This window comes from Myxococcus sp. CA056 (assembly GCF_013336715.1).
In the GTDB taxonomy this organism is placed as follows: Bacteria; Myxococcota; Myxococcia; order Myxococcales; family Myxococcaceae; genus Myxococcus; species Myxococcus llanfairpwllgwyngyllgogerychwyrndrobwllllantysiliogogogochensis.
In genome coordinates this window covers 1,588,685-1,600,190 of the sequence record NZ_JABUMT010000001.1, presented here as the reverse complement: position 1 = coordinate 1,600,190, position 11,506 = coordinate 1,588,685, and the positions used below count along the sequence as shown (strand labels likewise).

Below are 11,506 nucleotides of genomic sequence, written 5' to 3'. Positions count from 1 at the left end.
CTGTTCCTGGTCACAGAGGAGTCGCTCATGCGTGTGTCCTCGAGGTCGCTGGTCGTCGTGTGCCTGCTGTCGTCGCTGGTGGGTTGCAAGGACGAGGAGCCGCCTCCTGTGCCGAAGCCCACGCTCTCCGAGACGCCGCTGTGGCAGGTGAAGGCGGACCCAAGCTTCCCCGACGAGTGCTTCGGCAGCTCCGTGGCCCTCGCGGACTTCGATGGAGATGGTCGCAAGGATCTGGCGGTGAGCTCGCAGGCTTGTCAGGAGCTGCTCGTCAGCTCACGCAACCCGGGACGCCTGTCCATCTTCGTGGGGCAGGAGAAGTTCTTCTCCACGCAGGCCGTGTCCGCCGCGCTGAGCTGGCAGAACACGCACCCGAACGCCTCCGGACAACAGCTCCGCGTGGAGTCCGGCGAAGTGAATGGAGATGCCTACGCGGACCTGCTCGTGTATGGCCGCTACGGCGTCTCCGTCTTCCTGGGCCAGGCGGACCTGGCGGCGATGCTGTCCGCGCCGTCCTTTCGCGTGCCAGGCAATGGCACCTTCCAGAACAGCCTGTTCGTGGACCTGAATGGCGACGGGCTCGACGACCTCGTCGCCAATCACAGCGCCTCGCAGCGCTTCTACCTGTCCACGCCAGGGGCGGGAGGAGAGGGCGGTCTGTTCACTCTCGCTCGCACGCGCACGGGGTACTTGAGGGCCTCGTTCGTGGGAGACCTGAACAAAGACGGGGCCGAGGACGTGTCGCTGGGGTTTGGCGGTGGCAACCTGGGCTACTTCCTGGGCTGCAAGCCCGGGAGCGCCTTCGCGTGCGACGGCCCCATCTCCGCCGAACCCTGGCGAATCGAGACCCTGGTCGGACGCGGCAACCTCCACCCGGACCTGAATGGCGACGGACATCCGGAGACCTTCGCGTTCTCGGAGTCGGGCCCGTTCCAGTTCCACTTCTCCCAGCCGGACGGCACCTTCTCCCCCACGCCCGCCTGGTCCACCCAGGGCGACCCCGCGTTCCCCTACGTCAGCAGCTTCGCCGGTCTGGCCTCCGTGGGGGACATGGATGGGGACGGCGTGCGCAACGACTTCGTGCTGCACTCCTCGGGACGGCTGTACCTCTTCTCACCGAAGGACGGCATCTCCCAGTCGATGCACCCCGTCTGGGCCTGGCCGCGCGCGGACGCGGTCCCCAGCGGCTATGGGACCTACCGGCGCTACTCCATCGCGGTGCCCGGGGACCTGAACGGCGACGGTTACGATGACCTGGTGGTGGCCACCACCGAGTTCGGGGACATCCTCGACGTGCCCATGGGAGAGGTGTCCATCCATGCCGGAGGGCAGGTGCCCGCGACGCCCGCCACGCCACCGCACCTGCCGTCGCCCCAGGCCTGTGGACTCCAGGTGGACGAGGTGAACGGCAAGCCGGACCTCACCGTGGACCAGGACGTGCTCGAGCGCACGGTGCATGTGGTGTGGAGGAACTTCGAGGAGGAGGATTGCGAGGTGAAGGAGCAGTGCGTGCTCGCGCCGGGTCGCCGCAAGCTCCTGCGCTTCAGCACCTCCATCCAGAACCTGGGCAACAAGGCCGCGGTCCTCCCGCCCATCGAGGAGAACCCGGACCTTTACGTCTTCGACGAGTGCCACGGGCATGACCACCTCACCAACTTCGCCGCGTACGAGCTGCGCGACTCGGCGGGCAACGCGGTGATGACGGGGCGCAAGCAGGGTTACTATCTGGTGGACGTCCAGAGCTACTGCTCGGACGCGGCGGCCTCGACCTTCCACGAGCCCATGGGCATCTCCGCGGGCTGGTCGGACATCTACACGCTCGACACCCCGTGCCAGTGGGTGGACATCACCGACGTGGCGGACGGCACGTACTCGTTCCAGGTCAGCGTGGACACCCGGGACATCGTCGAGGAGGGAACGGTCCACCCCAACACCGTGGCCTTCCCGGTGCGGTTGGAGGGAGACACCGTCACGGTGCTGCCGTAATCCTGCGGGGCCATGAGCCCCGAGCGCCCGCTGTACCTGGACCACAACGCCACCACCCCCGTGGACCCGGAGGTGGTGGACGCCATGCTGCCGTACCTCCGCGAGCACTTCGGCAACCCGTCCAGCGCGCACCCGTATGGACGCCGCGCCCATGAGGCACTGGAGATGGCGCGCGCGCAGGTGGCCGCGCTCATCGGCGCGAAGCCCTCCGAAATCCTCTTCACCTCCGGCGGCACGGAGGCCAACAACCTGGCCATCCGGGGCACCGCCGAGGCCCGCGCGGAGCGGCGCCACCTGCTCACCTCCACCATCGAACACCCGGCCACGACGCTGCCCTGCGACGCGCTGGAATGGCGCGGCTGGCGCGTGACCTGGCTGCCGGTGGACGCCGAGGGCCGCGTGCGCGTGGAGGACGCCGAGCGCGCGCTCGCCGCCGAGGGCGAAGAGACCGCACTCGTGTCACTGATGTATGCCAATAACGAAACGGGCGTGTTGCAGCCGGTGGCGGATGTCGCCGCGCGGGCCCACCGTCACGGCGCCACCGTGCACACGGACGCGGCGCAGTCGGTGGGGAAGGTGCCGGTGGACGTCAATGCGCTCGGCGTGGACCTGCTCACGCTGGTGGGGCACAAGCTGCGAGCCCCCAAGGGCGTGGGCGCGCTGTACGTGCGCGAGGGCACGCCGCTGCGCGCGGTGACGCTCGGCGGAGGACAGGAGCGCGGGCTGCGGCCGGGGACCCAGAACGTGCCGTACGCGGTGGGGCTGGGCGTCGCATGTGAGCTGGCGGGCAGGCGGCTGGCGCGGGGTGGGAGCGCGGCGCTCGGGGCCCTGCGGGAGCGGCTGTGGACGGGGCTTCGCGAGGCGGTGCCGGGCATCGTCTTGAGCGGGCAGGGGGCCGAGCGGCTGCCCAACACGCTCCATGTGCGCTTCCCAGGGGTGCGGGGTGGAGCGGTGCTGGCGGCGACGCCGGAGGTGGCCGCGTCGACGGGGTCGGCGTGTCACGACGGGGGTGAGTCCGCCTCGCCTGTCCTGCGGGCGATGGGAATCCCGGAAGCGGACGCCCTGGGCGCGGTGCGCCTTTCCCTGGGGCCCGACACTTCCCCGGAAGAAGTGGATCAGGCGGTGGTTGTACTGGCGCGCGGGTGGAGACAGGTGGCGGGCTGAAATCTCCGTGCAATCATCGCCCCGCTTCCGGCGTAGGGCGTGGTACCGGAGCGTGCCGCCGGTGCGGCGCCACCGCCGACGCGAGAGGGTGTTTCACGTGAGCATCAGGGTCGACGTGTGGGAGGGCGGGCGCATCGCGCTGTTTTCGCTGCGAGCCAACCGCCTGCGAACGGTGCTGACGACGGTGGGGATTGGCGTGGGTGTCTGCACGTTGCTGGCCATCGTCGGCATCATCCAGGGCATCAACCAGTCCTTCGCGGACCAGCTCGCGCAAATCGGCGCCAACACCATCCAGGTGTCCAAGTTCCCCTGGGCCATGGGCGGTGACTGGTGGGAGTACCGCAACCGGAAGAACCTGACCGTGGACATGATACCCGCCATCCTCCAGTCCTCGGAGCACGTGGTGGCGGCGGCGCCCATCTTCTACGACAGGGCGGAGGTGCGCTTCCTGGACCGGCGCATGACGGGCGTGCTGGCCGCGGGCACCACGGCGGACTACTCCATCATCTCCTCCTACACCGTGGACAAGGGTCGCTTCCTCACCGACGCGGATGTGAACACGCGCTCGCCGGTGGTCGTCATTGGCGCGGAGCTGACGCGCACGCTGTTCCCCGGGCTGGACCCCGTGGGCCACCGCATCCTCCTGGCGGGCAGGCCCTACCGCGTGGTGGGCACGCTGGAGCCCAAGGGCACCGTGCTCGGTGAGAATCAGGACATGACGGTGCTGATTCCGTACCGCACCTTCCAGGAGCACTTCGGCAAGCGCAACTCGCCCAACATCATGGTGTCGGTGGACTCGCCCGAAAACACGCTCGACGTGGTGGACGATATGACCGCGGCGCTGCGTCGCGCACGCGGGACGCCGCCCGGGGTGAAGGACGACTTCGCCATCAACCGGCCCGAGCAGCTCGCCAACATGTACGCCAAGCTCACCGGTGCGCTGTACGGCGCGGCGACGGGCGTGGGGCTCATCACGCTGCTGGTGGGTGGCATCGGCATCATGAACATCATGCTGGTGTCGGTGCGCGAGCGGACGCGGGAGATTGGCGTGCGCCGCGCGCTGGGGGCGAAGAAGCGCACCATCATCATCCAGTTCCTGCTGGAGGCCTCCAGCGTGTCCGCCGTGGGCGGCACCCTGGGGACGCTGGTGGGGCTGGGGCTGGCGAAGACGGTGTCGTTCATCACGCCGCTGGCGGCGGCGGTGGAGCCGCTGACGGTGGTGGCGGGCGTGGGCTTCGCCGCCACGGTGGGCCTGCTGTTCGGCATCTGGCCCGCGGCGCGCGCGGCGAACCTGGACCCCGTGGAAGCGCTCCGCCATGACTGAGGAGACACCGCGATGATGGCCTTGCTGGACACGTTGCGGCTGGCGTTCGGGACGTTCGTCTCCAACCCGCTGCGCTCCTTCCTGACGCTCTTGGGCATCGTCATCGGCGCCACCACGGTGGTGGCGATGATGGGGCTCATCGAGGGCCTGCGGAACCAGGTGAACGAGAACCTGTCCGAGCTGGGCGCCAACTGCTTCCAGGTGCAGCGGCTGCCCTTCGGCGCGGGCAACCTGTCCCTGGCGGAGCTGTCGCGCCGGCCCCGGTTCACCTTCGAGGACCTGGACGCCATCCGCGAGCTGCCCTCGGTGCTGACGGCGGCGGGGGAGGACTCCAAGGGTGGACAGAAGCTGTCCACGCAGCAGCGCGAGACGCGCGCCAACATCGGCGTGTGGTCCGGGACGCCGGAGTACTTCCAGACGAACTCCGTGGTGGTGGCCACCGGCCGCGCCTTCACGGACACCGAGTACCTGGATGGCCGGCGCGTCGCGGTCATCGGGCCGGATTTGGCGGACACGCTGTGGCCGGGGATGGAGCCGTTGGGGCAGACGTTCCGCCTGCAGGGCCGCAACTTCACGGTGGTGGGGACGACGAAGCGCAAGGGCAGCTTCCTGGGCGGTGGCGGCCAGGACAACACGGTGATGATGCCGCTGACGGCGTTCCGTCCGCTGTACGGCCTGAACAACTTCCGGGTGAGCGTGCAGGCGCACTCGGCGGAGGTGCTGAAGCGGGCGCAGGACGAGGTGACGGTGCTGATGCGGCGGCGTCACGGGCTGAAGCCGCTGGAGGCGGACGACTTCTTCGTGTTCTCCAACGAGAGCTCCACGGAGATGTTCAACAACATCTCCCAGGTGATTTCCGTGGCCAGCTTCGGCGTGTGCCTGCTGTCGCTCCTGGTGGGCGGCATCGGCATCCTGAACATCATGTTGGTGGCGGTGACGGAGCGGACCCGGGAGATTGGAATCCGCAAGGCGCTGGGCGCGAAGAAGCGGCGCATCCTCGCGCAGTTCGCCACGGAGGCGGTGGTGCTGTCGCTGACCGGCGGAGTGCTGGGAGTCGCCCTGGGTGTGGGGCTGGCGCACCTGGCGCGCTGGGTGCTCGGCCTGCCCACCGAGGTGCCGGGTTGGGCGGTGGGCGTGGCCCTGGCGATGAGCAGCGGCGTGGGGCTGGGGTTCGGAATCTATCCGGCCGCTCGCGCCGCGAAGCTGGACCCCGTGGAGGCGATGCGCACGGAGTAATGCGCCACCCGCAGTCCCGCCGTGTCCCACGAAAAGGGGCCCCGCCCGCGTACAGCGGACAGGGCCCCTTTGAACGTCTAGACCCCGGGAATTACGGGCAGGGGCCGGTGCAGATGAGCTGGCCGGTGATGGGGTGCTTGTAACAGAACGGAGCGCACTCGGACTTGGGGGCCTCGGTCGTGAAACCGGTGGTCACACCAAAGACAGCGACGAGCGCGGTGAGGGCGGCAGCAACACGGAGGTTCTTGAGAGCCGACATGGGGGTGTGTCTCCAGACTGCGTGTCTGTACGGCCCGGCAAGCATGGTATTGAACGCAATTGATAACAACTAAGAAATCAAGAATAGCTCTGGGCGTGTGGCTTTGCCGGAAAGACTCGCACGCAGCGAGCCGGTGAGACATCGCTGCTCAAAGCGGTGGTGTGGCGCGCTTGTAACTATCGAGTGTGTTGGTTGGAGCGAGGCCCACCGCCGGCCCATTGGTAGCCGAGGGTCGCACCCGCGCCGATGAGGGCGAGGCCGATGAGGGCGCGTGCGCTCTTGAGGCGGGTGCTGGGCTCGGCCAGCTTGGACAGCAGGCCGTCGACAGCGGCGGCGAGCAGGGTGCCCGCGGCCGCGCCGCCGAGTGCTCCGAGGTAGGCGTCGGTCTGGTCCTGGCTGCGTCCGAAGGCGAGCTCGCCCATTCCCCAGGTGCCGAGCGCGGCGAGGGGCGGGGTGAACAGGAGTCCTCCGCCGAATGCGGCGACTTCCAGGTCCGCCCAGCGTCCTCCGCCCGGCGTGGTGGGTCGGAGGAAGAGCAGGCGTGAGGGCAGGTATCCCGCGAGCATTCCAGCGGCGGTCTCCGACGCGGTGGCGCCCAGGCGCGTGTCACCGCCGACGCGCGTCGCGCCCCACACGCCACTGAGTGGCAGCAGGGCCAGTCCTCCGTGGGCGACCCATGCGCCCGTGGACAGCGGGAGGTCTTCTGGGGCCGAGGGGACGGGGACACCGCTCATGCCGGGCAGGCGCGTTCCGTCGGGGCTTGCCGCGGAGGTGGTGTCGTCACGGCGGGAGAGGGCGCTTCGTGGGTCGTGCGGCGCGCGCGGCCCCTCGGCGTTCGTATCGCGCGGATCCGTTCGTCGCAGCGGTGCGTCCGCGGCGAAGTGGCCTGGTGACGCGGACGCGGAGGGGGTTCCGAGCAGGAGCGCGAGGAGCCAGGTGCTCAGGAGGAAAGGTGCTCTCGGAGGCGGTCTTGGCATGGGGCTCGCGGGCCGGGTGCGGACGAGGAGGGTGCTCACTCGCGGGCCCTGGCTCCACCGGGCCCATGGCCCGAGTGCCCTGCGTCGCACACTGTGCTCGTCCCGAGGTGTTGGCGGCTGGACGGCCCGGGGTGTGTCCGTTGGCAGGTGCCGACCGGGCGGGGAGCCACTAGCTTCGGACGGTGAAGCTGGCCTGCTCCGTGCTCGTCGCGTTGCTCGTCGCCGGGTGCCCTGCTCCGAACCATCGGCATGACCTCCGGCTGCGCTCTCTGCCCACCGGAGCGGGAGAGACGCGCTCGCTCGCGTTCTTCCAGTCGCTCGGTGTTCCGCTGGCCCCCGGGCATGGCGTGGAGCTGGTGGAGAACGGGCACGTGTTCGACGTGCTCGAGGCGGAGATTCGCGCCGCGCGCTCCAGCATCCACATCGCCAGCTACATCTGGCGTCCGGGAGAGCCGTCGGAGCAGTTGGTGCGCGCGATTCGCGAGCGGCATCCCGGCGTGGCGTGTCGCGTGCTGGTGGACCCGCTGGGCAGCGTCAACTTCGAGCCTGTGGGGATGGAGCTGTCGAACGCGGGCTGCGAGGTGCGCGTCTTCCGGCCGATGCAGGGGGCACTGCCGTCACTCGATGCGGCGCGCATCAAGACGCGCATGCACCGCAAGCTGGTGGTGCGTGATGGCGAGGTGGGTATCACCGGGGGCTTTGGCATCTGGAAGAGCTGGCTCGGTGATGCGGAGGGGGAGGAGTTCTGGCGGGACATGAGCGTGCGTGTCGAAGGGCCTGTCGTGCGGGACATGCAGGTGGCCTTCGCCCAGAACTGGCAGGAGGCGGGTGGGGACTTCCTTCCGGTGGAGGCGTTTCCGGAGCTCGCCGTGCGCGGTGGGGCTCGCGCGGGCTTCGTCGCGAGCACGCAGAACCGGTTCCTCTCCGACGCGCGGCGGATGACGTTGCTCACCATCGCGGCGGCGCGGCGGCGGCTGTGGATCGCCAACTCGTACTTCATCCCGTCCGAGGCCATCAGCGACATGCTGCTGGAGAAGGTGAAGCAGGGCGTGGACGTGCGCGTGGTGGTTCCCGGGCGTCATCACGACATCGCGCCCGTGCACGCGGCGCAGCGCGCGACGTATGCGCGGCTCCTGGAGGGCGGCGTGCGCATCTGGGAGTACGAGCTGTCGATGATGCACTCGAAGACGATGCTCGTGGACGAGGACCTGTCCGTGGTGGGCTCGACGAACCTGGACCCGCTGGCGCTGAGTACGTCGGACGAGTGCTCGCTGGTGGTGGAGGACGAGGCGCTGGCTGCACGGCTCGCCGCCGCGTTCGAGAAGGACCTGCGTCACTCGCGGGAGATTCACTGGGATGGGTGGCGCCGCCGCGGCCTGCTGCAGCGCCTGGGCGAACAGCTCCCTGGCTTCATCGGCGACTATCTCTGACGAACCCAGGGTGAGCGGTTTGCCCCGGTCAGAAGCGGAAGGTGGCCGCCATCTGGACGAGGGGCTCCACTGCTTCCTGCTCCTCGACCTTCTCCATCACGTCCGTGGTCTCGCAGATCATGAGGAAGCAGCGGGTGACCTCGCGCGTGGTCTCCGTCCGGGTATGCGTGGTCTGGGCTCCCGCGCTGACCGACAAGTGCCACCGGTCCCCGAATGGATGGGCGTAGCCCACGAGTCCACTCAGCGAGGTGCGAGTCCCCTCCGTGTTTTCGTCCAGGTCGAAGAGGGTGTGGCTCGCCTGCGCCGACACGAAGGCGCCCAGGAAGGACTGCTGACTGAAGTAGATGCGGCTGCCGAGCTGAAGGCCCACGGCGTTGATGTCGAGCCCCAAGTGCGTGCCGCCGAACACCGTCAAGGCCGGCTGCAACTGCTGCTCCATGTTCACCATGAACACGGGCGTCCGCGTGGGGCCCTCATCCATTTCGAAGGAGTGGCCGTGAAACCCGAAGTGGAGCGCCGTGCCCCACGACGCGGTGTCCTGTCTCGTGTCTTCGATGAGCAGGGGCTGACCGGGGGTGTCGTTCTCCTGGGCGAAGGTCGAGCCCGGCATGACGAAGAGCACCGTGAGGATGACGAGTCGACGGGTGTGGAAAATCATGGCGCCGCCCCAAGGCAAGCGGTGTGCCGGATGCAACCGCGCGAGATGACAACACCGGGGGTGCGCGGATTGCGCAGCGCTCTGCACAAGCGCGAAAGCCACCTCGCCCTGCCGCGCTGGCCCGGTGGCAGGCACGGCCCCACCCGAGTCTTCGCTCAGCGTGAAGCCGCGTCGTCGGTGTCGCATGACTCGCTCACGTGCGCTTCAACCTCCGCTTAAGGGGCGGACTGGAGCGGGACGCGGGACGGAGGCGCGTCACACGTGCGCGTGGTAATGGCTGCGCGCATGAGCATCCGGGACTTGGTGGGTAGGGCCGTCATCCGCGAGGCACGGCCCGAGGATGACGTGGCGGTGGGTGACTTGTTGATTGAAGCCTTCACCTCGCAGTACGCGAAGAAGCTCCCCGACGTCGTCTACACCGACGAGCGAAAGCGGGAGCTGCGGGACGTGGCCGCCCGTCGGAAAATCGCCACGTTGCTGGTGGCCGAAGTGGAGGGCGAAATCGTGGGCACCGTGGCCCTCTTTCCCCCGGATGCTCCTGGCTCCGAAGCCTGGCTGCCTCGCGCAGTGGACCTGCGAGGACTGGCCACCGCCGTGAAGTTCCATGGCTCCGGGCTGGCGCAGCTCCTGCTCGACTCCGCCGAGGCGATGGCTCGACGCTGGGATGTCGACGCCGTGTGCCTGCATGTCCGTCGCGGCGCGACCGGGGTTGTTCGTATGTACATGGCCCGTGGCTATCTGCGTGAGCCCTCGGGCGACCTCGACCTGCCCAGCGTGTACCTGGAGGCGTATGTGATGCGCTTCAAGGAGACCACGCACTAGCGAGCGCACCTTCGGGCTCGGAGCCGCGCGCTCGCTGCTTCGCGCCCGAGGGAGCCTGCTCCTCGCTGTATCGACTCTGGGACTCGTGCCGCGCTCACTGCTGGAGCGCGTTCGCCCAAGCCCCGTTGAGTCGCCGCCCTGATGACCACGGTCATCAGCCCCCCGACGTCTGTCATCAGGCCCGCCCCTGTTTCGGGCTCGGCGTCTCGTGCTTCCTCCGTGTTTCCGGGGGCTTGGCCCATGCGGCCCTGGGTGGAGACCCTGGCACACCATGTGCTCAAGGGTCCTGCATCGGCTGACCTCACCCGGTCCCTTCGCCACCCATCCCCCGAGGAACATCGTCATGGCGCTCTCCCCCATCTCCCGCCCCGTTGGTTCCCTCTCCGCTCCTTCGCTCCCTGCCCGCACGGAGCTGTCGTCGCAGGCGATTCCCCCGCGCACGAAGGAGTCCTCGGTCCAGTCGCTCTTCCAGAAGGATGGCTTCGAGTCTTCGGGTGGCCTCAAGAGCGCCGAGGGTCTCCAGCAGCTCGTGAAGATGCTCGCCGCGCAGGTGCAGTCCCTGGGCGAGCTGGCGCAGGCGCTCGGTGGCGACAAGGGCGGCCCGGGTAAGCTCGGCGACTCCGCTCCCCTGGGCCGGGTGGGCGGAGTGCGCAACCCTGGCTCGATGGGTGAGGGCGCGCCGCGCATGGGCGGGCTGGCGGATCAGGCTGTCGCGGGCGCTCAGCCGGCCGGGCTCGATTCCTTCGGCGGCATCCCGGACCTCGGTGGTGAGGGCTCGCAGTTCGGCGGTGTGCCGGACCTCGGTGGTGAGGGCTCGCAGTTCGGCGGCGTGCCCGACCTCGGTGGTGAAGGCTCGCAGTTCGGCGGTGTGCCGGACCTCGGTGGTGAGGGCTCGCAGTTCGGCGGTGTGCCCGACCTGGGCGCGGAGACGGGCATTCCGGACAGCATGCTGCCCCCGATGCCGGGCGCGCCCGTCCCCCAGCAGAAGGCCCTTGCCAGCACGCCCACCGAGCAGCCCGCAGCGGGCGCCACGCCGGTCGACGCGAGCCAGAAGGCCGCGCAGCCCAACGGCGTGAAGAAGGACGGCAACACGCTCACGCTCAACAACGACGGCGACAAGCCGATGACCGTGAACTTCACCCCCAACGCGGGCGAGAAGGCCGTCGACTCCGTCACCCTCCAGCCCGGCGAGAGCCGCACCGTGAAGTTCCCCGAGGGCTGGTCCGGCAACTTCCGCAGCGACGCCGGTGACGGCAAGAACGCCACGCTCGGTGAGGTGAAGTTCAACGGCGGAATGGGTCAGACCTACTACGACGTCAGCTACATCGAGGGCCACAACACCTCCATGACGATGCAGCCGGAGAGTGGTGGCCGGAAGTCGGGAACCCTCGACAACCTGCTCTCCTCCGCCCCCGACGCCGTGAAGGCGAAGGGACCGGACGGCTCCGCGTACGGCATCAAGAAGACCACCACCTCGGATGTGCAGGACTCGTCGGTGGTAGACTTCTTCCGCAAGCACGTCGGCGCGGACCAGGGCTACGTCATCCCCAAGGACGACGCGAGCACGCTGGGAAGTGGTGACAGCAACCTCGTCGTCCACCTGAAGAACCTGACCTGAGCCACCTCGACGCCCCCGCGTCGGCCCCCTCGCCC

At 68.9% G+C, this 11,506-nt stretch carries 10 protein-coding genes; 7 read left to right on the top strand and 3 right to left on the bottom strand.

Annotation, left to right across the window (positions count from 1 at the left end; translation table 11 throughout):
* The first annotated feature begins 27 nt into the window (after window positions 1–27).
* The 4 genes from HUA76_RS06505 (at window position 28) to HUA76_RS06490 (ending at window position 5,707) form a co-directional block, all read left to right on the top strand.
* On the top strand, window positions 28–1,983 hold the full coding sequence (locus HUA76_RS06505) for a lysyl oxidase family protein (RefSeq protein ID WP_174460290.1): 1,956 nt from the start codon (window positions 28–30) through the stop codon (window positions 1,981–1,983).
* 12 nt (window positions 1,984–1,995) lie between these two features.
* Window positions 1,996–3,147 (top strand): cysteine desulfurase family protein, encoded by a 1,152-nt coding sequence (locus HUA76_RS06500; protein WP_174456013.1) that lies wholly within the window; start codon window positions 1,996–1,998, stop codon window positions 3,145–3,147.
* 97 nt (window positions 3,148–3,244) lie between these two features.
* On the top strand, window positions 3,245–4,471 hold the full coding sequence (locus HUA76_RS06495) for an ABC transporter permease (protein WP_174456012.1): 1,227 nt from the start codon (window positions 3,245–3,247) through the stop codon (window positions 4,469–4,471).
* Between the two features lie 12 nt (window positions 4,472–4,483).
* Entirely contained in the window at window positions 4,484–5,707 is a 1,224-nt protein-coding gene (locus HUA76_RS06490) for an ABC transporter permease (RefSeq protein ID WP_141643964.1), read from the top strand.
* A gap of 91 nt (window positions 5,708–5,798) precedes the next feature.
* Here the strand turns inward: HUA76_RS06490 and HUA76_RS06485 are convergent, their stop codons facing one another.
* Both HUA76_RS06485 and HUA76_RS06480 read right to left on the bottom strand, forming a co-directional pair.
* Window positions 5,799–5,966, bottom strand: coding sequence for a hypothetical protein (locus tag HUA76_RS06485; RefSeq protein WP_174456011.1), 168 nt, complete (start codon window positions 5,964–5,966; stop codon window positions 5,799–5,801).
* A gap of 176 nt (window positions 5,967–6,142) precedes the next feature.
* Window positions 6,143–6,700: a hypothetical protein gene (locus HUA76_RS06480; RefSeq protein WP_254613997.1), complete on the bottom strand. Its 558-nt coding sequence runs from the start codon at window positions 6,698–6,700 to the stop codon at window positions 6,143–6,145.
* A 425-nt stretch (window positions 6,701–7,125) separates the two neighbouring features.
* Between HUA76_RS06480 and HUA76_RS06475 the strand changes: the two genes are divergently transcribed.
* A complete protein-coding gene (locus HUA76_RS06475; protein ID WP_174460289.1) occupies window positions 7,126–8,373 on the top strand; it encodes a phospholipase D-like domain-containing protein in 1,248 nt (415 codons plus the stop codon).
* A gap of 28 nt (window positions 8,374–8,401) precedes the next feature.
* Here the strand turns inward: HUA76_RS06475 and HUA76_RS06470 are convergent, their stop codons facing one another.
* Entirely contained in the window at window positions 8,402–9,031 is a 630-nt protein-coding gene (locus HUA76_RS06470; RefSeq protein ID WP_174460288.1) for a DUF3575 domain-containing protein, read from the bottom strand.
* 285 nt (window positions 9,032–9,316) lie between these two features.
* On the opposite strand from HUA76_RS06470, the gene HUA76_RS06465 reads away from it, so the two are divergent.
* Window positions 9,317–9,853: a GNAT family N-acetyltransferase gene (locus HUA76_RS06465; RefSeq protein ID WP_141643967.1), complete on the top strand. Its 537-nt coding sequence runs from the start codon at window positions 9,317–9,319 to the stop codon at window positions 9,851–9,853.
* Between the two features lie 343 nt (window positions 9,854–10,196).
* The gene (locus HUA76_RS45140; RefSeq protein ID WP_254613996.1) at window positions 10,197–11,471 is read left to right on the top strand and encodes a hypothetical protein; all 1,275 of its coding nucleotides are present in this window, start codon (window positions 10,197–10,199) and stop codon (window positions 11,469–11,471) included.
* Window positions 11,472–11,506 lie beyond the last annotated feature (35 nt).

Coding starts and splice junctions, on each gene's coding strand:
- HUA76_RS06505 (WP_174460290.1), top strand. CDS start 28: ATGCGTGTGTCCTCGAGGTCGCTGGTCGTCGTGTGCCTGCTGTCGTCG.
- HUA76_RS06500 (WP_174456013.1), top strand. CDS start 1,996: ATGAGCCCCGAGCGCCCGCTGTACCTGGACCACAACGCCACCACCCCC.
- HUA76_RS06490 (WP_141643964.1), top strand. CDS start 4,484: ATGATGGCCTTGCTGGACACGTTGCGGCTGGCGTTCGGGACGTTCGTC.
- HUA76_RS06485 (WP_174456011.1), bottom strand. CDS start 5,966: ATGTCGGCTCTCAAGAACCTCCGTGTTGCTGCCGCCCTCACCGCGCTC.
- HUA76_RS06480 (WP_254613997.1), bottom strand. CDS start 6,700: ATGAGCGGTGTCCCCGTCCCCTCGGCCCCAGAAGACCTCCCGCTGTCC.
- HUA76_RS06470 (WP_174460288.1), bottom strand. CDS start 9,031: ATGATTTTCCACACCCGTCGACTCGTCATCCTCACGGTGCTCTTCGTC.
- HUA76_RS06465 (WP_141643967.1), top strand. CDS start 9,317: ATGAGCATCCGGGACTTGGTGGGTAGGGCCGTCATCCGCGAGGCACGG.
- HUA76_RS45140 (WP_254613996.1), top strand. CDS start 10,197: ATGGCGCTCTCCCCCATCTCCCGCCCCGTTGGTTCCCTCTCCGCTCCT.